A 25,126-nucleotide genomic window follows, 5' to 3' on the forward strand; every position below is an offset into this window, starting at 1 on the left:
CAACAACGGAAGCTCGGTGAACAGAATCGACAGATTGACGTTGAAGCGCGTGTCCGTGAAACCCATGAAGGTCGGCGCCCCTTCCGAATAGCGGAACTTCTTTTCTGCTTAACGGAACATTGCCTGCCGGGTTCGGATGCTGTCAAGGGGGGTCGTGGGCAATTTCTGGTGGCCGGGGCGATGCGCGCGTAGGTTGAACCGCGTGCGATTGAGAGTGGAGTTCACGACGGAGCCGTTCGACCTGGACGAGGCGCCGGCCCATGCGGTGGTGGCGCGGGACATCGTCACCGGCGCCGGGCTGGACGCAGTGGATGTCGGGCCTTTCGGCAATACGGCCGAGGGCGACGCCGAGCGGGTGCTCGGCGCGGTCGACGCCCTGCTGCGCGAGTCGCTGGGGGCGGGTGCCACCCGGGTGTCCCTGCAGGTCAATGTGATCGCGGACACCGAGCCGGACAAGGGGGACGCGACGTGACCGAGCCCGCCGACCACCCGTTCGTCCAGGCGGTCAAACCGCTGGTGGACGCGATGGGCGGACAGATGGTCGCGCCGGACCAGGCCCAGGGCGACGACGTCGTCCTGGCCTGGGAGGGGCGGGACCGGGTGGCCGTACGGCTCCCGCATCTGTCGGAATCGCTCGACCACATCCTCGCCGAGCTGCAGCGCCGGCACGGCATGCCGCTGGCGGACCTGGACCGCAAGACCAAGCAGTCGGTCGTACGGATCCTGGAGTCGCGCGGCGCCTTCTCCGTGCGGCACGGGGTGGAGACCGTCGCGGGCGCCCTCGGGGTCTCCCGCTTCACCGTCTACAACTACCTGAACCGGGAGAACGCCGCGAAGGGTGCCGACTGAGGCGAACCGGCCCCGCCCCGAACACCCGAGCCGCCGTCCGGAAGCACCGGACGGCGGCTTTTGTGTTGCCGAGTTTTCAACAAAGTGTTGACGTGATGTTGCCGGGGGTCTTAGCTGTTTCCAGCCAAGCAGAGCTGTCCAGCACCAGGCCACGGAGGCTTCCCGTGTCTTCGAGTTCGACCCCAGGTCTTTCCCGGCTCAACGCCGCCGACGACAGTACGGCCGCGGCCGAGCTGCACGAGGTGTGTGCCAGCCGGGCGTGGGGAAGCAAGATTCTCGCCCAGCGCCCGTACACCACCCCCGATGCCCTGTTCGCCGCCAGCGACGCCGCCACGGCCGAGCTGACCGCGGCGGACCTGGCCGAGGCGATGGCCGGGCACCCGCCGATCGGCCGGCCCAAGCCGGGCGACGCGACCTCGAACCGCGAGCAGAGCGGCATGGCAGGCGCTTCCGACGAGCTGAAGACGGAGATGCTCGAGCTGAACCTCTCCTACCAGGAGAAGTTCGGGCACGTCTTCCTGATCTGCGCCTCCGGCCGTACCGGGGAGCAGATGCGCGATGCGGTCCGTAACCGGATCGACAACACGCCGGAACAGGAACGGGAGATCGTTCGAGGAGAGCTCGGCAAGATCAACCGGATTCGCCTGACCCGCCTGACCGAAACCGCAGAAGGAGACGCAGCATGAGCAGCGAGACGGCTGCACCGACGTCGGTGTCCACGCACATCCTGGACACCAGCGTGGGCCGCCCCGCCGAGGGCGTCGCCCTCACGCTCGCGGTGCGTTCCGGAAGCGACGGTGCCTGGATCGCCCACGGGGCGTCCAAGACCGACGCCGACGGGCGCTGCAAGGACCTGCCGGCGCTGCCGGAGGGCACCACGCACGTCCGCCTCGACTTCGCCGTCGAGGACTACTTCACCCATCAGCAAGCCGAGGAACAGCAGGACGCCCCCCGCGTAAGGGACAGCGGAGCCTTCTTCCCGGAGGTGGCAATCACCTTTGCCGTCAAGCCGGGCGAGCACTACCACGTACCGCTGCTGCTCAACCCGTTCGGCTACTCCGTATACCGAGGGAGCTAGCACCGACATGCCCACGATTCTCGGCCAGAACCAGTACGGCAAAGCGGAAAACCGCGTCGTCAAGATCACCCGCGACGGCGACACGCACCACATCAAGGACCTGAACGTCTCCGTCGCACTCTCCGGCGACCTGGAAGAGGTCCACCTCTCCGGCTCCAACGCCAACTGCCTGCCGACGGACACGACGAAGAACACCGTGTACGCCTTCGCCAAGGAATACGGCATCGAGTCGGCCGAGCAGTTCGGCATCCACCTGGCCCGGCACTTCGTCACCAGCCAGGAGCCGATCAAGCGCGCCCGGATCCGTATCGAGGAGTACTCCTGGGAGCGGATAGCCACCGCCGACGCCAACTCCAAGTTCATCGGCTCGGACGACGTCAAGCACTCCTTCGTCCGCAAGGGACAGGAGACCCGGCTGACCGAGATCACCTACGACGGTGAGCAGTGGCAGGTCATCTCCGGCCTGAAGGACCTGGTCGTCATGAACTCCACCAACTCGGAGTTCTGGGGGTACATCAAGGACCAGTACACGACCCTGAAGGAGGCGTACGACCGCATCCTCGCCACGCAGGTGGCCAGCCGCTGGCGGTTCAACTGGACCGACGACGAGCAGCGGATGCCCAACTGGGAGCGTTCGTACGAGCAGGTCAAGAAGCACATGCTGCAGGCCTTCGCGGAGACGTACAGCCTCTCCCTCCAGCAGACCCTGTACCAAATGGGTTCGCGCATCATCAACAACCGTTCCGAGGTCGACGAGATCCGCTTCTCGCTGCCGAACAAGCACCACTTCCTGGTGGATCTGGAGCCGTTCGGGCTGAAGAACGACAACGAGGTCTACTACGCGGCGGACCGCCCGTACGGCCTGATCGAAGCCACTGTTCTGCGCGACGGTGTCGAAGCCCTGATCCCGATGGATCTGACGAACCTCTAACGGCTCCGACGCAACGCCGTGCCTCGCCGCCCCTCCCCACCCCGCAGCGGGGAGGGGCCGCGAATTCCGAGGGGAACGACCCATGGCACAGCAAGAGCAAGCCCCGCACCACCCCGTCCCACCGGTTCACCCGGTGGACGAGAAGCCGGCGCCGAAGCGGCTCGTCCCTGCCGCACTCCAGCACATCGCTGCCATGTACGCCGGCGTCGTCACCCCTCCGCTCATCATCGGCCAGGCCGTCGGCCTGGACACCGCCGGCCGCACCCGGCTGATCGCCGCGAGCCTGCTCATCGCCGGACTCGCCACCCTGCTGCAGACGCTCGGCGTACGGAAGTTCGTCGGCAACCGCCTCCCCTTCGTCAACGCCGCCAGCTCCGCCGGTATCACCCCGATGCTCGCCATCGCCGAGACCACCGCCAAGGGCCACCAACTCCCCGCGATCTACGGGGCAGTCATGGTCGCCGGCGTCTTCTGCCTCGCGATCGGCCCGTTCTTCGGGAAACTGCTGCGCTTCTTCCCACCGTTGGTCACCGGCGTGGTGATCACCCTCATCGGGGTCACCCTGATGCCCGTACCGGTCGGCTGGGCCCAGGGCGGCGACGAACACGCCGCCGACTTCGGCGACATGAAGAACCTCGCCCTCGCCGGTGTCACCCTCGTGGTGATCCTGCTCATCCAGCGCTTCACCCAGGGCTTCGTCAAGCAGATCGCGCTGCTGATCGGGCTGGTCGTCGGCACCCTCGTCGCGATCCCCTTCGGGATGGCGAGCTTCGAGGGGCTGCGCTCGGCCCCGGTCGCCGCCCTGCCCACCCCGTTCGCCTTCGGCGCCCCCGAGTTCCAGCCCGCCGCGATCCTCTCGCTGTGCATCGTGATGCTGGTGCTGATGACGGAGTCGGCCGCCGGCATGCTGGCCCTCGGCGAGATCTGCGACCGCCGGACCACCGGCACCACCCTCACCCGCGGACTGCGCACCGACGGCATCGCCACCCTGCTCGGCCCGGTCTTCGGCGGCTTCCCGACCAGCGCCTTCGCGCAGAACGTCGGCGTCGTGTCGCTGACCCGCGTCCGCAGTCGCTACGTCGTCGCGTTGGCCGGCGCGGTCCTCCTGGTCCTCGGTGCCTTCCCCGTCCTGGGCGCTGTGGTCTCCCTGGTGCCGATGCCGGTGCTCGGCGGTGCGGGTATCGTCCTGTTCGGTTCGATCGCGGTCAGCGGTATCCGCACCCTCTCCGAGGCCGGACTCGACGACAGCTCCAACATCATCCTGGTGGCGGTGTCGCTCGGCGCAGGCATCATCCCGCTCGCCGCGCCGACCTTCTACGCGGACTTCCCCGCCTGGGCGCAGACCGTACTCGGCTCCGGAATCAGCGCCGGAGCCCTGGTCGCGGTCCTGCTCAACCTGTTCTTCCACCATCTCGGCACCCGGAGCAGCACACGGGCAGCGGTACTGTCAGCCGCCTCGCCCGGCTCCGGCACTCAAATCCCGTAGGGCCATGCCGTGCCCAAAGCCCAGTATCGAAAGTAGGAGCACCATGGCTGCATCGGCATCCCCTGACAGCGCGGTGAAGCAGCGCATCGTCATCGAGAACTGCGCCATCGCGACCGTTGACGCCCACGACACCGAGTACGCCACCGGCCATGTGGTCGTCGCGGACAACGTCATCGAGTCGTTGGGCGCGGGCAAGGCCCCCGAGGGGCTGGAGAACGTCGTCCGCCGGGTCGACGGCACGGGACACCTGGTCACCCCCGGCCTGATCAACACCCATCACCACTTCTACCAGTGGATCACCCGGGGTCTGGCCACCGACCACAACCTCTTCAACTGGCTGGTCGCGCTCTACCCGACCTGGGCCCGCATCGACGCCCCCATGCTCGCCGCCGCCACCCAGGGCTCGCTCGGCATGATGGTCAAGGGCGGCGTCACCACCGCCTCCGACCACCACTACGTCTTCCCCCAGGGCTCCGGCGACCTCGTGAGCGCCGAGCTGGCCGCGGCCGCCGAGATCGGCGCCCGGATCACCCTGGCCCGCGGCTCCATGGACCGCAGCCAGAAGGACGGCGGGCTGCCCCCGGACTTCGCCGTCGAGACCACCGAGGGCGCCCTCCTGGGCACCGAGGACGCCATCGACAAGCACCACGACGCCTCCTTCGGCTCGATGGTGCACATCGCCGCCGCGCCCTGCTCGCCGTTCTCCATCTCCACCGAACTCCTGCGGGAGGGCGCCAAGTTGGCCCGCCGCAAGGGCGTGCGGATGCACACCCACGGTTCGGAGACCGTCGAGGAGGAGAAGTTCTGCCACGAACTCTTCGGCATGGGCCCGACCGACTACTTCGAGTCGACCGGCTGGCTCGGTGACGACGTGTGGATGGCGCACTGCGTCCACATGAACGACTCCGACATCGCCGCCTTCGCCCGCACCGGCACCGGCGTCGCGCACTGCCCCTCCTCCAACGCCCGTCTCGCCGCCGGTATCGCGCGTGTCCCCGACATGCTCGCGGCCGGCGTACCGGTCGGCCTCGGCGTCGACGGCACCGCCTCCAACGAGTCCGGCGAGCTGCACACCGAACTGCGCAACGCGCTGCTGATCAACCGACTCGGCGCCCACCGGGAGGCCGCGCTCAACGCCCGCAAGGCGCTGCGACTGGGCACCTTCGGCGGCGCGCAGGTCCTGGGCCGCACGAGCGAGATCGGCTCCCTGGAGGCCGGCAAGCTCGCCGACCTGGTGCTGTGGAAGCTCGACGGCCTGGGTCACTCCTCGATCGCGGACCCGGTCACCGCCCTGGTCTTCGGCGCGGCCGCCCCGGTCACGCTGTCGCTGGTCAACGGCAAGCCGGTCGTCGAGGACAACCACCTCACGGGTGTCGACGAGGAGGCCGTGGCACGCACCGCCCGTGCCGAGGCCCAGCGTCTGGCCCGCATCTCCGCCGAGGGCTGATCTCCTCGGGTACACAGCACAAGACTCGGTCGGGAGGGACGGCTCCCGGCTGAGCTTGTGGATCCGAGCGGGATCCACAAGCGCCGGACCCCGGGGGTGCGAGATCTTCTCGTACCCCCGGGCCCGGGCACCTCGCGGTCCGGCCCCACGCCCCCGCGCCGTCCCAGCGCCACAAGCGCGGCTCCACCACACCACGCTCACCAGCGACTTCTCCGCACCACCGCACCACATGGCACGCCCTCCGTGACAGCCTCGCCTCGCCGGCCGCCGGCGATGCAGAAATCGACAGGAGGCCCGCAGTGGCCGCAGTTACCGGGCAGAAGTCGGAGGAGGACCGGAAGCATCCGGTCGATCAAACCCTCCCGCCCTTCAAGATGTTCACCAGCGGCCTGCAGCACGTGGCCGCGATGTACGCGGGTGTGGTGGCCCCGCCGATGATCGTGGGGCCGGCCTGCGGGCTGAGTCCCACCGAGACCGCCTTCCTGATGGGCGCGAGCCTCTTCACGGCGGGCATCGCGACGCTCTTGCAGACCCTCGGATTCTGGAAGGTCGGCGCCAAGCTCCCCTTCGTCAACGGCGTCTCGTTCGCCGGTGTCACGCCGATGGTCGCCATCGGCAAGGCCCAGAGCCCCGAGAACGCCCTGCCGATCATCTTCGGTGCGGTGATCGTCGCCGGTGTGCTCGGCTTCGCGCTGGCCCCCTATTTCTCCAAGCTCGTACGCTTCTTCCCGCCGGTTGTCACCGGCACCGTCATCACGCTGATAGGCATCTCCCTCCTCCCCGTGGCCTTCAACTGGTCCCAGGGCGGCAACGACCGGGCGCCCGACTACGGTTCCCTCACGAACATCGGCATGGCTGCGCTGACGTTCGTGATCGTGCTGGTGCTGCGCAAGGTGCTGCGCGGCTTCCTCCAGCAGATCGCGATCCTGCTCGGCCTGGTCGCCGGCACCCTGATCGCGATCCCGGTCGGCATCACCGACTTCTCCGCCCTCACCCGGGCGGACGTCGTCGGCTTCCCGACGCCGTTCCACTTCGGCGCCCCGCAGTTCGACGTCGCCGCGATCGTCTCGATGTGCATCGTGATGCTGGTGTGCATGACCGAGTCGACGGCCGACATGCTCGCCCTCGGCAAGATCGTCGGTCGCCCGGCGGACGAGCGCACCATCGAGGGCGGCCTGCGTGCCGACACGCTCGGCACCGCCGTCAGCCCGCTGTTCAACGGCTTCGCCAACAGCGCCTTCGCCCAGAACATCGGCCTGGTCGCGATGACCAAGGTGCGCAGCCGGTTCGTGGTGGCCACCAGCGGCCTCATCCTGATCGTGCTGGGGCTGTCCCCGGTGGCCGCCTCGGTGATCTCGCTGGTCCCGCTGCCCGTCCTGGGTGGCGCGGGCATCGTGCTGTTCGGTTCGGTGGCCGCCAGCGGCATCCAGACGCTGGCCTCCGCCGCGATGGAGAAGGGCGAGAACTCCCTGATCGTCGCGGCCGCCGTCGGCATCGGCCTGATCCCGATCGCGGCGCCGGACTTTTACCACAGCCTGCCCAAGGACCTGCTGGTCGTCCTGGACTCCGGCATCAGCACAGGGTGCCTGGTGGCCATCGTCCTCAACCTCGCCTTCAACCACTTCGGCAAGGGCGCGGACACGGCGGATCCGGCGGATACGGCGGATGGGGCGGATACGGCGACTCCGGTCGAGGGGGCGGAGGCCGGTGACGGCGCGCCCATGAGCATCCCGCAACAGCCCGATCACCGGGACCGGGAGTCGGACGACCCGGCGTCGGCCCCCGCGCACTGACCATGGAAGGCGGATTACCCCGCACAGCCCCGGATGCCGACGACGGCCCGTAGGGGAGCGGCGACGACTGCTCCCGTACGGGCCGTCGGTGCGTGCGGGCCGTACGCCGGGGTCCGGGGCCGCTCAGCCGATGTGGAAGCTGTCCCCGTAGACCTTCCAGTCCAGCGGCGTGTGCAGGTCCAGGTTGCCCTTCTTGAGGAACACCCGCTGTGCGGTGTCCACCCGGCTGGTGTCGCTGTGGGCCTCCTCCTGCTTCATCGCCCAGACCCGGGCGTCGAGGAAGGCGTTCAGATAGGCCGTCTCGTCGCCGCCCTGGGCCGGCGGCTTCGCCTTGTCCAGCGCGCGCTTGCGGATGCCGGAGAAGCTGGTGGCGTCGTCGCCGTCGCCGTGCATCACGATCGCGTCGTAGTACGCGAACTGCCCGAGCACACCGATGCCGTCGGCCTTGCCCTGCTCGACCGCCGGGTCGAAGTACACCCGGTCGCGCTCGTCGTTCTGCGCCTTCCGGAACTCGGGGTCGGCCGCTGCCTTCTTCCAGTCCTGGGGGAAGCCGGGGTCCAGCCCCTCGTGCGAGTCGCTGCCGTCCACCTTGCGCAGCGCGGGCAGGTAGGCGGCCAGGACGTTGTCCGGCTTGCGCCGGGTGTAGAGCTCCACCAGCTCCAGCATGTCGTGCGTGCCGGAGCAGAAGCCGATGATGCCGCCGGTGTAGCCGCGGCCGTCGCCGATGTCCTCGATGTACTTGTACTGCGCCTTCCAGTCCAGCGAGGAGTTCTCCGCGCTGGAGACCAGCTGCATGGCGATCTCCTTCTTCGCCGGGTCGTCGAGGCCGGTCGCGGCCCGCGGGGCCTGCGGCGCGGCGGCCGGGGCGGGGTGTCCGGCCGGGGCGGCCGTGGTCGCGACGGCGGTGGCGGGTATGGCGAGCAGGGCGAGGCCGAGGGCGACGCGGACGGCGGTCTTGGGCAGACCGCTGCCCGGTGCCCGGCTGTCTGTCGATCGGGTGCGCATGGAGTCCTCCAGTCCGGAGTGAACCGTGGGGGGCCGTGGGGGGTCCCCAATCGTTAGGAAGCTTTCCTACCAGACTTGGCGTGTGGCGTGAACCCGTCACGCACCGCGGCGTGAACCCGTCATGCCACACGGTGTGAACCCGTCACGCACCGCCAACAGCCCGCCGCGGTACGGGGGTTGGTCCCGGCGTGGCCGTGCCGGCTCCCGTCCGTCAGTGGCCGGGGCGGCCCAGCAGTCCCCCCAGCAGGTCCCGGATGTCCGCTGTCGGGTCGAAGTCCTCTGCGGGAAAGGCGAGTTGATGCAGTACCACGCCGTCGAGGTGGTCGAGCAGGATCCGCCCGTGCCGCTCCGGGGCGGGGGAGCCGAAGCGGCCCACCCACTCCGCGCTCCAGGCGAGGACCGCCTGCCGCCCGCGTGTCAGCGGGGCGCGCAGTTCGGGACGGGCCGACGACTCCAGGAAGAGCGCGAAGCGGGCGGCCGTACGCGCCCGCCCCGGCCCGGTGGCGTGCCGGGCGAAGGCGGCCATGGCCTCGGCCAGTTCTCCGGGGTCGGCGGGGTCGGTGCCGGCCGCGAAGGACTCCCATTCGCGGCGCTCCAGGGCCTGGAGGTGGTCGACGATGCCGTCGATCAGGGCGGTGCGGTTGCGGAAGTAGTTCGACGTGGTGCCCGTGGGGACGCCCGCCGCGGAGTCCACGGCCTGATAGGTCAGGCGCCGTGAGCCCTCGGCACCCAGGACCCCGATCGCCGCGTCCAGTACCTGCTCCCGCCGTCGTGCCACGTCACCCGCTCCTTTTACTACGTTCATAGTGCCGATTTACTACAAACATAGTACCGTGCTGGCATGACGCCTCCCGCGCTCGCACAGCCCTCGCCGCATGGGTGGTCCGCACCTGGCCCCCGGCCCCGCGCGCTCGTCGTCGGCGGCGGCATCGGCGGGCTCGCCGCCGCCATCGCCCTGCGTCGCGACGGCTGGCGCGTCGAGGTCCGCGAACGCGCCGGTGCCGTCCCCTCCACCGGCACCGCCCTCGGTCTGTGGCCCGCCGCCCTGCGCGCACTGGACCAGCTCGGCATCGGCGGCGCCGTACGGAACCTGGGGCGGCCGCAGACCGGCGGCGCCTTCCTGCGCCCCGACGGCCGCCGGATCGCCACCCTCGACATCGCGGGCCTGGCGCGCCGCACCGGCGACACCGTCCACCTGCTCTCCCGCCCCGCCCTCCTGGGCCTGCTGCACGACGCCGCCGGGCCCGGCACGGTCCGCTTCGGCGCGCCGGTCGACGGCGCTCGGCTCCCCGCGCTGGAGCGCGCATACGACCTGGTCGTCGCTGCCGACGGCGCCGACAGCCGGGTGCGGGAGGCCCTGTTCGGCCCGGCGTACCGCGCGGTCTACGCGGGTACCACCGGCTGGCGGGGCACCGTCGACGGCGACACCGGGATGGTCACCGAGACCTGGGGGGAGGGGCGGCGCTTCGGGATCACGCCGCAGGAGGGCGGCCGGACCAACTGGTTCGCGGCGGCCCCCGAGCCCGCAGGATCCCACTCGCCCGAGGGGGAGATCGCCGCCCTGCGCGCCCGGTTCGGCCACTGGCACGCTGCCGTACGCGACATCCTCGACCGCCTGGAGGAGGGCGAGGTGCTGCGGCACGACCTCTGCCGGCTCGACCCGCCGCTGCCGCGCCACTTCGCCGGCCGCACGGTCCTGATCGGCGACGCCGCCCATGCCATGACCCCGGACCTGGGCCGCGGCGCCTGCGAAGCGCTGGTGGACGCCGTGGAGTTGGCGTCCGCGCTACGCGCCGCCCCCGATGTGCCGACCGCCTTGCGCGCCTACGACGCCCGGCGACGGCCGCCCACCCGGCGGCTGGCCCGCACCGCACGCGCCATGAGCCGGATGGCCCGGGTGCGCCGCTGTACCAGCGCGCGGAACGCCGTCCTGCGCGCCGCACTCACCCTCGGCGGCCCGCCCGACTGAAGCCGCCCGGCCCCTCCCGTCGCCGGTCTCAGCGGCGAGGACGGGCTCTTCATCGGCCTCCCTTGGTGCTCGGCCTCGGCGATGCGGGCGACGAGGGTGTCGTGGAGGTCGACCGGCAGGGCCCCGCCGGCCGGATCGGGTCGGCGGGTGCAGCCGCTTCACCAGCCTGATTCGTCCGTTCCGTGATCGCCCCGGGGCATCAGGCGATCCAGTGCGGCCCGCGCGCCGCCGGTGTGCGGGGGAGACCGTCGGCGAGTGCGGTGGCCATGCGGTGCACCGCCTCGCGCAGGGTGTCCGGCGGCGTGGTGTACGGGATGCGTAGGCGCTGTTCGAAGATGCCGGGGTCGGTGGCGAAGGCGGCGCCGCCTTCGATCCGCACCCCGTGGTCCAGCGCCCGCTCGGCCAGTGTCCAGGCGATCGGTTCGCCCAGGTCGACCCAGAGGGACAGCCCGCCGGGCGGCAGTTGCCAGGTCCATTGCGGGGTGTGCTCGGCCAGGGCGGCGACCAGTGCGGCGCGCTGTCGGCGCAGCTGTTCCAGGCGGGGCGGCAGCAGCTCCTCGGCCCGTGCCAGCAGAGTGAGGGCGAGGAGCTGGTCCAGTACCGAGCCGCCCATGTCGGTGACGACGCGCTGGCCGGCGAGTTCGGTCACCAGCCGCGAGGGGGCGCGCAGCCAGCCGATGCGCAGGCCGGCCCAGTGGGTCTTGCTCATCGAACCGATCGTGATGACCTGGCCGGCCCCGGCGGGCGTGGCGTGCGAGGCGAAGGGCGGCGGGGCGGGAACGTCGAGGGCGAGTTCGGCGAGGGTCTCGTCGACGAGTAGCCAGGTGCCGGAGCGCTGCGCGGTGCGGAGGATGCGGACACGCTCCTCGTCCGGCATGAGACAACCGGTCGGGTTGTGGAAGTCGGGTATCAGGTAGGCCAATTGAGGCACCACCTGACGCAGGGTCGATGCGACGATCTCGCCGTCCCAGCCGGTGTCGGTCACCGGGACCGATACGGTGCGCAGCCGGCTCCGGCGCATCGCTTCCAGTGCGTTCGGGTAGGACGGGTTCTCGACCACGACACGGTCGCCGGGGCGGCACAGCAGGCCCATGACCAGCGTGAGCGCGTGCTGGGCGCCGGAGGTCACGAGGATCTGTTCGGGCACGGTCACCAGACCCCGCCGGGTGAATCGCTCGGCGATGGCGGCGCGCAGTTCCGGCAGGCCGTACGGGTGGTAGCCGGGTGTGTGCGCGTGCTCGGCGAGCTGCGGGGCGATCTGGAAGAGGGCGTCGACGAGGGTCTGTTCCGGCAGTCCGGGGGCGGCCCTCGCCAGGTCGATGGCGGTGTCCTGGCGCCCGAGCAGCCGGGTGACGCCGTGCGGGGTGCGGCCTTTGGGCAGGGCCGTCCAGGTGCCGGATCCCTGACGGCTGTGTGCATGACCGCTCTCGCGCAGCAGGTCGTACACGGCGGTGACGGTGGCCCTGCTGACGTTCAGGGCGCCGGCCAGCTCGCGCTCGGCAGGGAGCCTGACGTGCAACGCGATCCGTCCGTCCAGGATCAGCTCGCCGATCGCCCGGGCGAGGTGGCGGTAGACGGGCTTCACGCCCACCGGGTCGGGCAGCAGGGCGGCGAGCTGACGGCCCCCCAGCGTCCGCCCCGCGTGGCCCGCTCTGTCCATGGGCGGGAGCGGATGCACCTCGGCCATACCATTCTCCCCGAATTGGCTGTGCCATCTGGGCCAATGACTGTACAGACTCGCCACCATGATGTTGAGGCGGACGAGCGCACCGGAGGCGACGGTCATGGAGCACGAGGCCACGGACCGCGGCGAGCGCGTACACCGGCGACGCCCTCGGAGCCGGGCCGCGGGACCCCGGCCACCCGGGACGCGCCCGCGCCTGCCGCCGCTCACCTACGTCCCCCTCCGTGAGCGCCCGCTCAGGCGCCTTCCCCAACTGTTCGCCGGCCTTGCCCTGTACGGATTCAGCCTCTCGGTCCTGGTCCGGTCCTCGCTCGGTGCCAACCCCTGGAGCGTGCTGTACGAGGGGCTGGCGCGGCACATCTCCCTGAGCTTCGGCACGATCACCGCCGCCCTCGGTGTGCTCGTGCTCCTGCTGTGGATTCCCCTCGAGCAGCGACCGACGTTCGGCACCTTCGCCAACGTCGTCGTCCTGGCGTGCTCGTCCGATCTCGGCCTCCGGCTCATCCCCCAGCACCTCGGGCTCCCGGCCCGGGCCCTCCTGCTCGTCGGCGGCGTGCTCCTCAACGGTCTGTCCGTCGCCGTCTACGTCGGCGCGCGCTTCGGGCCCGGCCCCCGGGACGGGCTGATGACCGGCGCGGCCTCCGTCACCGGGCGTTCCCTGCGGCTCGTCCGCACCCTGGTCGAGATCGCCGTGCTCGTTGTGGGCTGGCTGCTCGGCGGGCGGGTGGGCGTCGGCACCGTGGTGTACGCCCTCGCGGTCGGCCCGGTCACCCAGTTCCTCCTGCGTCCGTTCGCCTACCGGAGCGACGCCGGCCGGTGTGCACCCGGGTGCACCGCGACCCGGTCCTCCGCACAGGATCCGGCGGGCCCCAGCGGTGGGTGACTCCCGCACGGCACATGGCGAAGGGCCCGTACCCGCCGCAGTGCGGCGGCGGGTACGGGCCCTTCGGGCGTGCGGCCCTTCGGGGGTGAGCCGTCGGGCGGGCGGGGTCAGCCCAGCAGTTCGTACGCGGGGAGGGTGAGGAAGTCCGCGTAGTTCGCGTCCAGGGAGACCTGGAGCAGCAGGTCGTGGGCCTGCTGCCAGGCGCCGGAGGCGAAGGCTTCCTCGCCGATCTCCGTGCGGATGGCGGCCAGTTCCGCGGTGGCGATCTTGCGCACGAGGTCGACCGTCGCCTTCTCGCCGTTCTCGAACTCGACTCCGGCGTCGACCCACTGCCAGATCTGCGAGCGCGAGATCTCGGCGGTGGCGGCGTCCTCCATCAGACCGAAGATGGCGACCGCGCCCAGACCGCGCAGCCATGCCTCGATGTAGCGGGTGCCGACCTGAACGGCGTCGACCAGGCCCTGGTAGGTGGGCTTGGCGTCGAGGGAGTCGATGGCGATGAGGTCCGCGGCGGCGACCGAGACGTCCTCGCGCAGTCGGTCCTTCTGGTGGGGCTTGTCGCCCAGCACCGCGTCGAAGGAGGCGCGGGCGACCGGGACCAGGTCGGGGTGGGCGACCCAGGAGCCGTCGAAGCCGTCGCCGGCCTCGCGGTCCTTGTCGTTCTTGACCTTGGCGAGGGCCTGCTCGTTCGCCTCGGGGTCGCGGCGGTTGGGGATGAAGGCGGCCATGCCACCGACGGCGTGGGCGCCGCGCTTGTGGCAGGTGCGGACGAGGAGTTCGGTGTACGCCCGCATGAACGGGGCGGTCATCGTCACCGCGTTGCGGTCCGGCAGGACGAACTTGGCGCCGCCGTCACGGAAGTTCTTGACGATGGAGAAGAGGTAGTCCCAGCGGCCGGCGTTCAGGCCCGAGGCGTGATCGCGCAGCTCGTAGAGGATCTCCTCCATCTCGTACGCGGCCGTGATCGTCTCGATGAGGACGGTGGCGCGAATGGTGCCCTGGGGGATCCCGAGGTACTCCTGGGCGAAGACGAAGATGTCGTTCCAGAGGCGGGCCTCGAGGTGCGACTCGGTCTTCGGGAGGTAGAAGTACGGGCCCTTGCCGAGGTCCAGGAGGCGCTGGGCGTTGTGGAAGAAGTACAGGCCGAAGTCGACCAGGGCGCCGGGCACGGGCGTCCCCTCGAACCGCAGGTGGCGCTCCTGGAGGTGCCAGCCGCGCGGGCGCATCACGACGGTCGCGAGCTCCTGGGCGGGCTTGAGCGCGTAGGACTTGCCCGACTTCTGGTCCGTGAAGTCGATCCGGCGCTCGTAGGCGTCGATCAGGTTGAGCTGACCGGTGACGACGTTCTCCCAGGTGGGAGCGGAGGCGTCCTCGAAGTCGGCGAGCCAGACGCGGGCGCCGGAGTTGAGCGCGTTGATCGTCATCTTGCGGTCGGTGGGACCGGTGATCTCCACCCGGCGGTCATTGAGCGCGGCCGGTGCCTCGGCGACCCGCCAGCTGTCGTCCGCCCGGATGTGCGCGGTCTCCGGGAGGAAGTCCAGGGTGCTGGTACGGGCGATCTCGGCGCGGCGCTCGGCGCGGCGGGCGAGGAGCTCGTCGCGGCGCGGGGTGAACCGCCGGTGGAGCTCGGCGACGAAGGCGAGTGCGGCGTCGGTGAGGACCTCGCCCTGCCGTGCAGGGGTGTGGGCGGGGTCGACTTCGACGATGGCCAGCGGGGACGGCGCTGGTGCGGACATGAGCTGTCACTCCATTCAGCGGCGGTGCCTGGCGGCCGCCGGGGCGCCTGGGCGGCACGGGGTGCCGCGGGCTCCGAGATACGGTCGCGGGCGCCGTCTGGGTTCAGGGCGCTTCTGACCAGTGGAGAGTAGTTTCCTTATCGCGGAACTTCAATGGTTTGTTGATGTCGAGATTCTCTGAGTCGACAGAAATGAAGATCAAATGGCGCCGAGTGCCACTGTCGTCACTCTCCATCACCGCCCGGGGTGAGGGGCGACTTCCGGCCGCGCCCCAGGTCGGGCCCCTGTCCGGTCACTTCAGCCGGTACAGATCCTCGGGGGTGTCGATGTCGTACGCCTCGGCCACGTCCGAGCACTCGATGAGGTTGATCACATCGGCGTGTCGCCGGAGATAGTCGCGCGCACCCTGATCGCCCTGCGCGCCCGCCGCGACGTCCGCCCACCGGTCGGCGCCGAACAGCACCGGATGGCCGCGCCGGCCCCCGTACGCCGCCGATGCCAGGGAGGCGCGGTCCTCATAGGCGGCGGCCACCCGTGCCACCGCGGCGGCGCCGATGCCCGGCTGGTCCACCAGGGAGACCACGACCGCGTCCGAGCCCGAGCCGGCCAGTGCGGCCAGGCCCACCCGCAGTGAAGAGCCCATGCCCTGAGCCCAGTTGGGATTCTCCGAAACGGAGTACGCGGCGAGGTCGGCCCGCTCGCGCACGGCGCCGGAGGCCGCGCCCAGCACGATGTGCACCGGGTCGCAGCCGCCGTCCCGCAGCACCCGTGCGGCATGCTCGACCAGGGGGCGGCCCCGGTGGTCGAGCAACGCCTTGGGTCGCCCGCCCAGTCGCCGCCCGCCGCCCGCGGCGAGGAGGAGTCCGGCCACCCGTCCCGGTGGCGGCTGCGGCGTCCGGTTCGATGCTGTCGTTCGAGAGGTCGATGCCATGGGGAGTGCTTACCTCATGGCGGCCCGCCGATGCGGTGCGCTGGGTCACGCCGCATCGCCGGACGCCCGCTGCCGCGGGATTCTCGGCCGCAGGCGGTCCCGGAGTCGATGCGTGCGCTGGTCCGCGAGTCGGTGCTCGGTGACATAGCGGTGTATGTGTTCCACCGTGATCTCCGACGCGTCGGAGAGGCCGTACGCCCGGCAGATCAGTTGTACGACGCTGACGGGGTGCGGGTTCGGGCCGGATTCGGGGCCGGTGTTGGGGTCCAAGACAGTCTCCGATCCAGTGATATGCCGGAAATTTCCCTGAACGTGAGAGTGCTCCATCGCGTCCCGCTGTACGCATCGGATGCCCTACGCCCACGCCAACGGGTGGCGTGGCGAACGCATATCCGATGCATGATCAGGAAGTTGGCGGGTAGACGCTTGCTCCGCTCGCCGGGCCGGTCGCGAATCCGGCGGTTCGGACATGGCGGCCGCGGTGGTGGGACGGATGGCGCGGCACGGCGATCGGCCGGATAAAGTTCTGCTCCGTTGCGGGCATTGTGGCCGCCGTGCCGATACGGCGGGCCCGTTTTCTGAGTCGGGGGACCTAGTGGTGAACAGAGTGGGATCGTCCGGGATCTTCCAGCCGTTGGAGGGCGACGACCCGCGGGCGATAGCGGGCTACCGGCTCACGGCGAAGCTCGGGTCCGGCGGCATGGGCAAGGTCTATCTCTCGTACACGCCCGGCGGGCGGCCGGTCGCCATCAAGGTGATCCGGCCCGAGTTCAGCGAGGACGCCGAATTCCGCCGCCGCTTCAAGCAGGAGGTGCAGTCCGCGCAGCGCGTCCAGGGGCTGTTCACCGCCCCGGTCATCGACAGTGACGCGGAGGCCGCCAACCCGTGGCTCGCGACGGCGTACGTGCCGGGCCCCTCGCTGTCCGCGGCCGTCGCCGAACACGGCAAACTCCCGGTCTCCACCGTGCTGTTGCTGGTCGCCGGGATCGCCGAAGCGCTGCAGGTCATCCATGGCGCGGGCATCGTCCACCGGGACCTGAAGCCGTCCAACGTCCTGCTCGCCGCGGACGGCCCGCGCGTCATCGACTTCGGTATCGCGCGCGCCGCCGACGCCACCTCCCTGACCAGCAGCGGTGTCACGGTCGGCACCCCCACCTTCATGGCGCCCGAACAGGCCGCGGGCAGCACCATCACCCCCGCCACCGACGTCTTCGCGCTCGGCCAGGTGGCGGCCTACGCGACCATCGGTTCCCCGGCGTTCGGCGAGGGCACTTCGCACGGTGTGCTCTACCGCATCGTCCACGAGGAGCCGGATCTGACCGGACTCCCCGACGAGCTGAGCGAGTTGGTCACCCGCTGCCTGGCCAAGGAACCCGAACGGCGCCCGTCCGTCGCCGAGGTGATCGCCCTGTGCGGCGCGGCCTCCGGTCAGACCCAGCTGCGCCGCCCGGAGGACTGGCTGCCCACCGCGGTCGCCGCCGACATCACCACGCGTACGGCGGCCCCCGCGCCGACGCCGACCCCGCCGCCCCCGGTGGAGGCGCCCACCACGCAGCCGACCGTGCCCGCGGCGGCCGTCCCGCAGGCCCCTGCGTACCCGCTTGCCCAGCCGGTGGCGCCCGTGCCGCATCAGCCGCAGACGCCGCCGCCCGGCCCCGGCGCCGCGGCGTACGCGCCGACCGCCCACTTCACCGCACCCCTCACCCAGATCGGCGGCGGCCCGGCCGGCACCGGCCCGACCGCCACCGTGGCGGGCTCGCCACCCGCGCAGCCCCCGAAGAAGAAGCGCAAGGGGCTGGTCACGGCCCTGGCGCTGGCGGGCATGCTGGTCTTCGCGGGCGCGGGCGGCACCGCCGTCTACTACCTCATGAAGGACGACGGCAAGGCGACGCAGGACCGGGCCGAGAGCAAGGGCGGCACCCAGCAGAAGAAGCCGGCGGGCAGTGAGGGCGACGAGTCCGGCAAGCCGGGCGATGCGTCGCCGAGCCCCGGTGCGGACGGCGGCGACGGCTCCGGAACGGTGGTGAAGGATCCCAAGCCCATCGACTACGCGAAGATCGATCTGCCCGACGACTACCACCTGTCCATGGACGACGAGCCGGTCGCGCCCAAGAGCGAGGACAGCGATGCGGACGGGGACTTCTCCTTCTCGCACAACGACTACACGGACAGCACGGTCGACACCGAGACCGGCAAGCTGGTCCTGCTCAACTCCGGCGAGGAGGCCACGCTGGCCACCTGCCGTACGGAGACCCGGTTCGCCACGAGCATCAGCATCAAGAAGCTGACCAAGGGTGCACAGATGTGCCTGACCACCAACTACGGCACGGTCGCGCTGATCACCTTCAAGGGCATGGCGCCCGAGTCGGACGTGAGCAGCTATGTGACCGTTGCGGTGCGGGTGTGGCGCAATGCGGTGGAGTCCGAGGACCAGCAGTGAGCGGGAGGCCCGGCGCCGTGGCGTGATGCGGCTTCCGGGCCCGGGCCGGGAGGAGGCGGGCCGCCGCGGTCCGCCTCCACCGGGGCGGCCCACCCGATGATCGGTTTCGCTCTCCGTATGGCGCGGTCACCCCAGCGTGGCGTTTACTGTCCCGCATTGTGCAGCGGACAACGACCATGGAGGCCGCAGCCGTTGTGGAACAGGCCCAGGTGGAGACAGCGGAGCGCAGGCGCATGACCGGGCGCACGGCCGGCGGAGGGGACGCGGCCCGGGTCCGGGAGTTGCGGGTGGCGGTGGCCCGACTGCGGCGTCAACTGGCGTTTCTGCCAGGTGAGTTGCCGGACCGCGCGGCCGCGGACGAAGAGCTGGCCGCGCTGGAGGCGATGGTGCGCCACGGGCCGCCCGAAGTGCCCCGGCTGCGGCGTTCGTTACTGCTGATCGCGGGGGCGGTCGGTTCGGTGAGTGCGCTGTCGCCGGCACTGGCCGAGGTCCGCGAGGGAATCGACGGATTCGGGGAACTGCCACGCGACGGGTGACGGGCGGCGGGTGACGGGCGGCGAGTGGCGGGTGACGCCGCGGTCCCGCGGGAGAGCGGAAGGCTGCAGGTGCACGGCAGCGCGGACGGGCGTGGGCCGGGGCTCGCGCGCCCGGCCCGGCCGGTCCCTACTGCGTCGGCGACTGGTTGGCCAGCGCCACCGACAGCTGCGCCGCGACCTCCTGGAGCACCGGCACGATCTTGTCCGTCGACGCCTCCGTCACCCGGCCCGTCGGGCCCGAGATGGAGATCGCCGCCGACGTGGGGGAGTTGGGCACCGGCACCGCGAAGCAGCGGACGCCGATCTCCTGCTCGTTGTCGTCCACCGCGAAGCCGAGCCGGCGGACGTCCGCGAGGGCGTCGAGGAAGGTGTCCGGGTCGGTGATCGTCTTCTCGGTCGCGGCGGGCATGCCCGTACGGCCGAGCAGCGCGCGGACCTCCTCCGGCGGGTGGTTGGCCAGCAGCGCCTTGCCGACGCCCGTGGAGTGCGGCAGCACCCGGCGGCCGACCTCGGTGAACATGCGGACCGCGTGCCGGGAGGGTACCTGGGCGACGTACACGATCTCGTCGCCGTCGAGCAGCGCCATGTTGGCAGTCTCGCCGGTCTCCTCGACCAGGCGGGCCAGATAGGGCCGTGCCCAGGTGCCCAGCAGCCGCGACGCGCTCTCGCCCAGCCGGATCAGCCGCGGGCCGAGGGCGTACCGGCGGTTGGGCTGCTGTCGGACGTAGCCGCAGGCCACGAGCGTGCGCATCAGGCGGTGGATGGTGGGGAGCGGCAGGCCGCTGCTGCCGGAGAGTTCGCTGAGACCGACCTCGCCGCCGGCGTCGGCCATCCGCTCGAGCAGGTCGAAGGCGCGCTCGAGGGACTGGACGCCGCCGCTGGCGCCTTGGGGTTTGGCTTCGGCGGCGGAGGTGCTGGCGCTGGACGGCGGCACGTCGCGTTCCTTTCGGGGCGGGTCAGATCGGTCTCGGCAAAGTGCGTGCCCTGAGGCTTTCGGGCGCCGGGCCCGATCGGAGCAGCCTACCGGTCCCCTTCCGTCGACACACGGTCTCTCGCACACTCGTTCGCGCCGGTCAGCGTGTTGGGCGTCCCAAGGCGTGAGAAGGGTGCGTTCTCTAGTCGCCATCTCTTGACGGTGCCAGTGGCCATAGCTACGTTCTGCTGCGCGAAACCTACTGTCCATTCTGTGGAATCCTCCAAATTGCTGGAGCGTCATGCGCATTCTCGTCATGAACCCGAACACCACGGCTTCCATGACCGCATCGATCCGCGCCACCGCCACCGCCGTCGCGGCTCCCGGGACCTCGATCATCGCCACCGAACCCCTGTGGGGCCCGGAGTCGATCGAGGGCCACTTCGAGGGCTACCTCAGCGCCGCGGCCGTCCTGGACCGGCTCACCACCCTCGACACGTCCTTCGACGCCCTGGTGATGGCCGGTTTCGGCGAACCGGGCCGGGAGGGTGCCCAGGAGCTGCTGGACGTCCCCGTCCTGGACATCACCGAGAGCGCCGCCCAGATGGCCATGATGCTCGGCCACGCCTACGGCATCGTCACCACCCTCGACCGCGCCGTACCCCAGATCCAGGACCGGCTGCTGACCGCCGGGCTGCTGCAGCGCTGCGCCGCCGTCCGCGGCACCGGCCTCGGCGTCCTGGAGCTGGAGGCGAACCCGGAGCGGACCGTCGAAGTGATCATCGAGACCGCCCGCGGAGCGGTCCGGGACGGTGCCGAGGTGATCTGCCTGGGCTGCGGCGGGATGGCCGGCCTGCAGGAGAGGGTCGCCGACGCGCTGGGCGTGCCCGTCGTGGACGGGGTCGCCGCCGCGGTGAAGTTCGCCGAGGCGGTCGTCGGCCTCGGGCTGACGACCAGTACGGCACGCAGCTTCGCGCCGCCCCGCCCGAAGGTCATCGGCTCCTGGCCGCTGAGCACCCATCTGTCCCCGGAGCGTTTCCAGGACTCCCCACGGGGCGTCGACTTTTCGGCACAGACATCAGACATCTGACAACTGCCCCGCGACCGTGGTCCACCCACGAGCGCCGCGATCGGTCCACCCCACACGACCACGCCACCGGATCCGACACCTGACAACCGGTCCCTGAGCTCCACCTCACCTGCCCGGGAGGACACATGCCGACGTCCCCGCAGCACACACAGCGCCCCGCACCACCCGACGCCCGCCTCTTCAACGAGGACCTCGCGCCCGCCCCCGAGCGCAAGTGGGGCACGTACAGCATCTTCGCGCTGTGGATGTCCGACACCCACGCGATCAGCAACTACGCCTTCGCCGCCAGCCTGTTCGTGCTCGGTCTGCCGGCCTGGGAGGTGTTCCTCGCGCTGCTGGTCGGCATCTCGATCGTCTACTGGCTGATGAACCGCATGGGGCACGCGGGGCACCGGACCGGCGTCCCCTACCCGGTACTCGCCCGCGCCAGCTGGGGCGTCTACGGGGCCAACATCCCGGCGCTGCTGCGCGCGGTGATGGCGGTGGCGTGGTACGGCATCCAGACCTGGCTCGCCTCGACGGCCGTGGTCCTGCTGACGCTCCAGCTCGCGCCGGGGCTCGACGCCTACCACCACAACTCGGTCCTGGGCCTGTCCACCCTGGGCTGGGTCGCCTTCATGGTGATGTGGGGCCTGCAGGCCGCGCTGCTGACGCGCGGAATGGAGTTCATCCGCAAGGTCCAGGACTTCGCGACCGGGCCGGTGGTCTGGCTGGTGGTGCTGGCGCTCGCCGTCTACCTGGTCGTCAGGGCGGACGGCGACATCTCACTGACCCGCAGCCTGACCGGGCTCGACAGCGGCGCCCAGGTCGAGCAGAGCCTGATCGCGGTCAGTCTGACGGTGGCCACCTTTCTGACGCTGGTCCTCAACTACGCCGACTTCGCCAGGTTCACGCCCGACCACCGCTCCTACCGCCGCGGCAACCTGATCGGCCTGCCGGTGAACTTCACGGCCTTCGCGGTGGTCGCCGTCCTGGTCACCGCGGGCACCATCTCCGTCTTCGGTGAAGCGATCTACGATCCGGTGAAGGTGATCCAGAAGATCGACAACCCGGTGGTGACGGTCATCGGCGCGCTGGCCTTCGTCGTGGCCACCATCGGCATCAACGTCGTCGCCAACTTCGTCTCGCCCGCCTACGACTTCGCCAACCTCGCCCCGAAGTATCTGAACTTCCGGCGCGGCGGCATGATCACGGCGGTGCTGGCCGTGCTCGTCCTGCCCTGGAAGCTGTATTCCTCGGCGCTGGTGATCCAGTACTTCCTGGGGGCGCTGGGCGCCTTCCTCGGCCCGCTGGTGGCCATCCTGCTCGTCGACTACTTCCTGATACGCCGCGGCCGGATCGACGTCGACGCGCTGTTCTCGGCCGACGAGCAGGGCGCGTACTTCTACCGCCGCGGCTACAACCCGAAGGCCGTGATCGCCTTTCTGCCGGCCGCGGCGGTCTCCGCCGCGCTCGCCCTGATTCCGCTCTTCGGGGCGCTGGCGCCGTTCTCCTGGATCTTCGGCATGGGGGTCTCCGGGGCGCTCTACGCCGCGGTCTCGCGCCGTGGACGGGTCGGGGCGGGTGCCGGGCCCATCCCGCAGGAGATTATCGCGTCGCAGGTCAGGGCGGGTGCCGTGGAACAGCCGGAGGCGTCGGAGGGGGCCGGGGTGGTCGTCGCACCGCTGCCCGCGAAGGGGTCTTGACGGGCCGGGATCCGGAGTGAAGACTCATTCAACAGACTGTTGAATTCCGTATGTCGTCGCGGAGTGGAGAAACCGGCCGACGGCGCCACGGCGCCCTGCGGCCGTGCGTCCCGCGCGCCGTCACGCAACGATGAAGACACGATACGAGGAGGGGACTGGGTGTCCGAAATAGAGCTGGTGCTGCGCTCCACGCGCGTCGTCACCCCGGAGGGAACGCGCGCCGCGTCCGTCACCGTCAAGGACGGCCGGATCGTGGCAGTGCTGCCGCACGACGCCGAGGCTCCGGCCGGCGCACGGGTGGAGGACTTCGGTGACGACGTCCTGCTGCCCGGCCTCGTCGACACCCACGTGCACGTCAACGACCCCGGCCGCACCGAGTGGGAGGGCTTCTGGACGGCCACCCGCGCGGCCGCGGCCGGTGGCATCACCACCCTCGTGGACATGCCGCTCAACAGCCTGCCGCCCACGACCACCACCGCCCACCTCGACACCAAGCGCGAGGTGGCCCGCAGCAAGGCGCACATCGACGTCGGCTTCTGGGGTGGCGCCATCCCGGGCAACGTCAAGGACCTGCGCCCGCTGCACGACGCCGGGGTCTTCGGCTTCAAGTGCTTCCTGTCGCCCTCCGGCGTGGACGAGTTCCCCCAGCTCGACCAGGAGCAGCTGGCCGCCGCCCTCGGGGAGATCGCCGGCTTCGACGGCCTGCTGATCGTGCACGCCGAGGACCCGGGGCACCTGGACGCCGCCCCCGAGGCGCACGGCCCCAAGTACGCCGACTTCCTCGCCTCCCGCCCCCGGGTCTCCGAGAACGACGCCATCGCCGGTCTGATCGCCCTGGCCAAGCTGCTGGACGCCCGGGTGCACGTCCTGCACCTGTCCTCCAGCGACGCACTGTCGCTGATCACCGCCGCCAAGGCCGAGGGCGTGAAGATCACCGTCGAGTCCTGCCCGCACTTTCTGACCCTGACCGCCGAGGAGATCCCGGACGGCGCGACGGAGTTCAAGTGCTGCCCGCCGATCCGCGAGGCGGCCAACCAGGACGCGCTCTGGCAGGGCCTGGCCGACGGCACCATCGACTGCATCGTCTCCGACCACTCACCCTCCACCGCCAACCTCAAGACCGCCGACTTCGGCGCCGCCTGGGGCGGCATCTCCTCGCTCCAGCTCGGTCTGCCCGCCATCTGGACGGCGGCCCGCGAGCGTGGCCACACCCTGGACGACGTCGTGCGCTGGATGGCCACCGCACCTGCGGCGCTGGTCGGCCTGGGGCAGAAGGGCGCCATCGAGCCCGGCCGGGACGCGGACTTCGCCGTCCTCGCCCCGGACGAGACCTTCACCGTCGACCCGCAGGCCCTCCAGCACCGCAACAAGATCACCGCATACGCCGGGAAGACGCTGTACGGCGTCGTACGGTCCACCTGGCTCCGCGGCCGCCGGATCAACGACGGCGCAGCCCTCGCGGAGCCCACCGGCGAGCTCCTGGAAAGGGCGGACCGCGCATGACGCCCGCCGCTCTCCCCCGCTACACCGGTGACGCCGGCCCGTACGCCGGCGGCGACCCCTACGCCGACTACCGCACGCCGGGCCCGGACGGCTTCGCCTTCGACCAGCTGCCCGACCTCGCCGATCGGCGACTAGGCGCGGGTGTGATCGCCGCGAACGACGAGTTCTTCGCCGAACGCGAGAACCTCCTCACGCCCGAGCCCGCCCACTTCGACCCCGAGCACTTCGGTCACAAGGGCAAGATCATGGACGGCTGGGAGACCAGGCGCCGCCGCGGCATCGACGGCGAGCACCCCTTCCCGGCGGACGCCGACCACGACTGGGCGCTGATCCGGCTCGGCGCGCCCGGCGTGATCCACGGCATCGTCGTCGACACCGCCCACTTCCGCGGCAACTACCCGCAGTCCGTGAGCGTGCAGGGCGCCTGCGTCGACGGCTCCCCCTCGCCCGACGACCTCCTGGCCGAGGACGTGGTCTGGACGACGCTCGTCCCGCGCACCGCCATCGGCGGCCACGCCGCCAACGGCTTCGCCGTCGACACCGAACGGCGCTTCACCCATCTGCGCCTCAACCAGCACCCCGACGGCGGCGTGGCCCGCCTCCGAGTCCACGGCGAGGTCGTCCCGGCCCCCGCCTGGCTCGCCGCGCTGGGCACGTTCGACGTCGCCGCGCTGGAGAACGGCGGTCGGGTCGAGGACGCCTCGGACCGCTTCTACTCCTCGCCCACCCACACCATCCAGCCGGGCCGCTCCCGCAAGATGGACGACGGCTGGGAGACCCGGCGCCGCCGCGGCAGCGGCAACGACTGGGTGCGCTACCGGCTCACCGAACAGTCGGTGATCCGCGCGGTGGAGATCGACACCGGTTACCTCAAGGGCAACGCGGCGGGCTGGGCGGCGCTGTCCGCGCGGGACGGCGAGGACGGCGAGTGGACCGAACTGCTGCCCCGCACCCGTCTGCAGCCCGACACCGTCCACCGCTTCCTGCCGGCCGACGCCCCGGCCGCCACCCACGTCCGGATCGACATCTTCCCGGACGGCGGCATCGCCCGACTGCGGCTGCACGGCTCCCTCACCGAGGAGGGCGCGCACCGGCTGGCCACCCGCGTCGAGGCGCTGGGCGGCTGACTCCCGAGGGGCGGCCCGCCCGTGCCCGGCGGGCCGCCCC

24 protein-coding genes are annotated in these 25,126 nt (G+C 71.0%); 17 read left to right on the forward strand and 7 right to left on the reverse strand.

Annotated features, from left to right (window positions below; genetic code table 11):
* The 9 genes from ACGFML_RS37075 to ACGFML_RS37115 all read left to right on the forward strand — a co-directional run.
* Window positions 1-192: hypothetical protein (locus ACGFML_RS37075; RefSeq protein ID WP_393550184.1), on the forward strand; the 192-nt coding region annotated here is incomplete at its 5' end.
* Between the two features lie 10 nt (window positions 193-202).
* Window positions 203-472 carry a hypothetical protein gene (locus ACGFML_RS37080; RefSeq protein WP_393550186.1) on the forward strand — a complete coding sequence of 90 codons (270 nt, stop codon included), beginning with the start codon at window positions 203-205 and terminating at the stop codon, window positions 470-472.
* Window positions 469-849, forward strand: coding sequence for a helix-turn-helix domain-containing protein (locus tag ACGFML_RS37085; RefSeq protein ID WP_393550187.1), 381 nt, complete (start codon window positions 469-471; stop codon window positions 847-849). Before ACGFML_RS37080 ends, ACGFML_RS37085 begins: the two co-directional genes overlap by 4 nt.
* A 164-nt stretch (window positions 850-1,013) precedes the next feature.
* Window positions 1,014-1,535: a 2-oxo-4-hydroxy-4-carboxy-5-ureidoimidazoline decarboxylase gene (uraD, locus tag ACGFML_RS37090; protein WP_393550189.1), complete on the forward strand. Its 522-nt coding sequence runs from the start codon at window positions 1,014-1,016 to the stop codon at window positions 1,533-1,535.
* Window positions 1,532-1,927, forward strand: coding sequence for a hydroxyisourate hydrolase (gene uraH / locus ACGFML_RS37095; protein ID WP_393550190.1), 396 nt, complete (start codon window positions 1,532-1,534; stop codon window positions 1,925-1,927). Before uraD ends, uraH begins: the two co-directional genes overlap by 4 nt.
* A gap of 7 nt (window positions 1,928-1,934) precedes the next feature.
* Window positions 1,935-2,858, forward strand: a complete 924-nt coding sequence (gene pucL, locus ACGFML_RS37100; protein WP_393550192.1) for a factor-independent urate hydroxylase — start codon at window positions 1,935-1,937, stop codon at window positions 2,856-2,858.
* An 82-nt stretch (window positions 2,859-2,940) separates the two neighbouring features.
* Window positions 2,941-4,344, forward strand: coding sequence for a nucleobase:cation symporter-2 family protein (locus ACGFML_RS37105; RefSeq protein ID WP_393550194.1), 1,404 nt, complete (start codon window positions 2,941-2,943; stop codon window positions 4,342-4,344).
* A gap of 43 nt (window positions 4,345-4,387) precedes the next feature.
* Window positions 4,388-5,791: an 8-oxoguanine deaminase gene (locus tag ACGFML_RS37110; protein ID WP_393550196.1), complete on the forward strand. Its 1,404-nt coding sequence runs from the start codon at window positions 4,388-4,390 to the stop codon at window positions 5,789-5,791.
* Between the two features lie 299 nt (window positions 5,792-6,090).
* Window positions 6,091-7,584: a nucleobase:cation symporter-2 family protein gene (locus ACGFML_RS37115; protein WP_393550198.1), complete on the forward strand. Its 1,494-nt coding sequence runs from the start codon at window positions 6,091-6,093 to the stop codon at window positions 7,582-7,584.
* Window positions 7,585-7,707: 123 nt separating this feature from the next.
* On the opposite strand, the gene ACGFML_RS37120 is transcribed toward ACGFML_RS37115, so the two are convergent.
* Both ACGFML_RS37120 and ACGFML_RS37125 read right to left on the reverse strand, forming a co-directional pair.
* Window positions 7,708-8,589, reverse strand: coding sequence for a chitosanase (locus ACGFML_RS37120; protein ID WP_393550200.1), 882 nt, complete (start codon window positions 8,587-8,589; stop codon window positions 7,708-7,710).
* Window positions 8,590-8,800: 211 nt separating this feature from the next.
* Window positions 8,801-9,367, reverse strand: a complete 567-nt coding sequence (locus tag ACGFML_RS37125) for a TetR/AcrR family transcriptional regulator (RefSeq protein ID WP_393550202.1) — start codon at window positions 9,365-9,367, stop codon at window positions 8,801-8,803.
* A gap of 63 nt (window positions 9,368-9,430) precedes the next feature.
* On the opposite strand from ACGFML_RS37125, the gene ACGFML_RS37130 reads away from it, so the two are divergent.
* A complete protein-coding gene (locus ACGFML_RS37130) occupies window positions 9,431-10,558 on the forward strand; it encodes an FAD-dependent monooxygenase (protein ID WP_393550204.1) in 1,128 nt (375 codons plus the stop codon).
* A 199-nt stretch (window positions 10,559-10,757) separates the two neighbouring features.
* On the opposite strand, the gene ACGFML_RS37135 is transcribed toward ACGFML_RS37130, so the two are convergent.
* Complete coding sequence (locus ACGFML_RS37135; RefSeq protein ID WP_393550206.1) at window positions 10,758-12,245, reverse strand: PLP-dependent aminotransferase family protein; 1,488 nt, start codon at window positions 12,243-12,245, stop codon at window positions 10,758-10,760.
* A gap of 58 nt (window positions 12,246-12,303) precedes the next feature.
* On the opposite strand from ACGFML_RS37135, the gene ACGFML_RS37140 reads away from it, so the two are divergent.
* Window positions 12,304-13,125: a YitT family protein gene (locus tag ACGFML_RS37140; protein WP_393550207.1), complete on the forward strand. Its 822-nt coding sequence runs from the start codon at window positions 12,304-12,306 to the stop codon at window positions 13,123-13,125.
* Window positions 13,126-13,232: 107 nt separating this feature from the next.
* Here ACGFML_RS37140 and aceB read toward each other — a convergent pair whose 3' ends face one another.
* The 3 genes from aceB to ACGFML_RS37155 form a co-directional block, all read right to left on the reverse strand.
* Window positions 13,233-14,861, reverse strand: a complete 1,629-nt coding sequence (gene aceB, locus ACGFML_RS37145) for a malate synthase A (protein WP_393550209.1) — start codon at window positions 14,859-14,861, stop codon at window positions 13,233-13,235.
* Window positions 14,862-15,153: 292 nt separating this feature from the next.
* On the reverse strand, window positions 15,154-15,792 hold the full coding sequence (locus tag ACGFML_RS37150) for an NTP transferase domain-containing protein (protein ID WP_393550211.1): 639 nt from the start codon (window positions 15,790-15,792) through the stop codon (window positions 15,154-15,156).
* 45 nt (window positions 15,793-15,837) lie between these two features.
* Window positions 15,838-16,062 carry a hypothetical protein gene (locus ACGFML_RS37155; protein WP_393550213.1) on the reverse strand — a complete coding sequence of 75 codons (225 nt, stop codon included), beginning with the start codon at window positions 16,060-16,062 and terminating at the stop codon, window positions 15,838-15,840.
* 325 nt (window positions 16,063-16,387) lie between these two features.
* Here ACGFML_RS37155 and ACGFML_RS37160 point away from each other — a divergent pair, with 325 nt between their 5' ends.
* Window positions 16,388-18,232 (forward strand): serine/threonine-protein kinase, encoded by a 1,845-nt coding sequence (locus ACGFML_RS37160; RefSeq protein ID WP_393550215.1) that lies wholly within the window; start codon window positions 16,388-16,390, stop codon window positions 18,230-18,232.
* Window positions 18,233-18,465: 233 nt separating this feature from the next.
* On the forward strand, window positions 18,466-18,768 hold the full coding sequence (locus ACGFML_RS37165) for a DUF5955 family protein (RefSeq protein ID WP_393550217.1): 303 nt from the start codon (window positions 18,466-18,468) through the stop codon (window positions 18,766-18,768).
* A 127-nt stretch (window positions 18,769-18,895) separates the two neighbouring features.
* Here the strand turns inward: ACGFML_RS37165 and ACGFML_RS37170 are convergent, their stop codons facing one another.
* Window positions 18,896-19,702 carry an IclR family transcriptional regulator gene (locus ACGFML_RS37170; RefSeq protein WP_393550218.1) on the reverse strand — a complete coding sequence of 269 codons (807 nt, stop codon included), beginning with the start codon at window positions 19,700-19,702 and terminating at the stop codon, window positions 18,896-18,898.
* 280 nt (window positions 19,703-19,982) lie between these two features.
* Between ACGFML_RS37170 and ACGFML_RS37175 the strand changes: the two genes are divergently transcribed.
* From ACGFML_RS37175 to alc, 4 genes are all read left to right on the forward strand, one after another.
* Window positions 19,983-20,771 (forward strand): aspartate/glutamate racemase family protein, encoded by a 789-nt coding sequence (locus ACGFML_RS37175; protein WP_393550220.1) that lies wholly within the window; start codon window positions 19,983-19,985, stop codon window positions 20,769-20,771.
* Between the two features lie 125 nt (window positions 20,772-20,896).
* Entirely contained in the window at window positions 20,897-22,456 is a 1,560-nt protein-coding gene (locus tag ACGFML_RS37180; protein ID WP_393550222.1) for an NCS1 family nucleobase:cation symporter-1, read from the forward strand.
* Between the two features lie 159 nt (window positions 22,457-22,615).
* Window positions 22,616-23,959, forward strand: coding sequence for an allantoinase AllB (allB, locus tag ACGFML_RS37185; protein WP_393550223.1), 1,344 nt, complete (start codon window positions 22,616-22,618; stop codon window positions 23,957-23,959).
* Complete coding sequence (gene alc / locus ACGFML_RS37190) at window positions 23,956-25,086, forward strand: allantoicase (protein ID WP_393550224.1); 1,131 nt, start codon at window positions 23,956-23,958, stop codon at window positions 25,084-25,086. The genes allB and alc overlap by 4 nt, the downstream gene beginning before the upstream one ends.
* The last annotated feature ends 40 nt before the right edge of the window (window positions 25,087-25,126 follow it).

Origin of the sequence: Streptomyces sp. NPDC048650, assembly GCF_043199095.1 — a bacterium.
Lineage (GTDB): Bacteria > Actinomycetota > Actinomycetes > Streptomycetales > Streptomycetaceae > Streptomyces.

Bases quoted from the DNA above. Each gene is read 5' to 3' on its own strand.
- uraH (WP_393550190.1), top strand. From the start codon at position 1,532: ATGAGCAGCGAGACGGCTGCACCGACGTCGGTGTCCACGCACATCCTG.
- ACGFML_RS37105 (WP_393550194.1), top strand. From the start codon at position 2,941: ATGGCACAGCAAGAGCAAGCCCCGCACCACCCCGTCCCACCGGTTCAC.
- aceB (WP_393550209.1), bottom strand. From the start codon at position 14,861: ATGTCCGCACCAGCGCCGTCCCCGCTGGCCATCGTCGAAGTCGACCCC.
- ACGFML_RS37140 (WP_393550207.1), top strand. From the start codon at position 12,304: ATGATGTTGAGGCGGACGAGCGCACCGGAGGCGACGGTCATGGAGCAC.
- ACGFML_RS37175 (WP_393550220.1), top strand. From the start codon at position 19,983: ATGCGCATTCTCGTCATGAACCCGAACACCACGGCTTCCATGACCGCA.
- alc (WP_393550224.1), top strand. From the start codon at position 23,956: ATGACGCCCGCCGCTCTCCCCCGCTACACCGGTGACGCCGGCCCGTAC.
- ACGFML_RS37120 (WP_393550200.1), bottom strand. From the start codon at position 8,589: ATGCGCACCCGATCGACAGACAGCCGGGCACCGGGCAGCGGTCTGCCC.
- ACGFML_RS37110 (WP_393550196.1), top strand. From the start codon at position 4,388: ATGGCTGCATCGGCATCCCCTGACAGCGCGGTGAAGCAGCGCATCGTC.
- ACGFML_RS37130 (WP_393550204.1), top strand. From the start codon at position 9,431: ATGACGCCTCCCGCGCTCGCACAGCCCTCGCCGCATGGGTGGTCCGCA.
- ACGFML_RS37180 (WP_393550222.1), top strand. From the start codon at position 20,897: ATGCCGACGTCCCCGCAGCACACACAGCGCCCCGCACCACCCGACGCC.
- ACGFML_RS37135 (WP_393550206.1), bottom strand. From the start codon at position 12,245: ATGGCCGAGGTGCATCCGCTCCCGCCCATGGACAGAGCGGGCCACGCG.
- ACGFML_RS37150 (WP_393550211.1), bottom strand. From the start codon at position 15,792: ATGGCATCGACCTCTCGAACGACAGCATCGAACCGGACGCCGCAGCCG.
- pucL (WP_393550192.1), top strand. From the start codon at position 1,935: ATGCCCACGATTCTCGGCCAGAACCAGTACGGCAAAGCGGAAAACCGC.
- ACGFML_RS37165 (WP_393550217.1), top strand. From the start codon at position 18,466: ATGACCGGGCGCACGGCCGGCGGAGGGGACGCGGCCCGGGTCCGGGAG.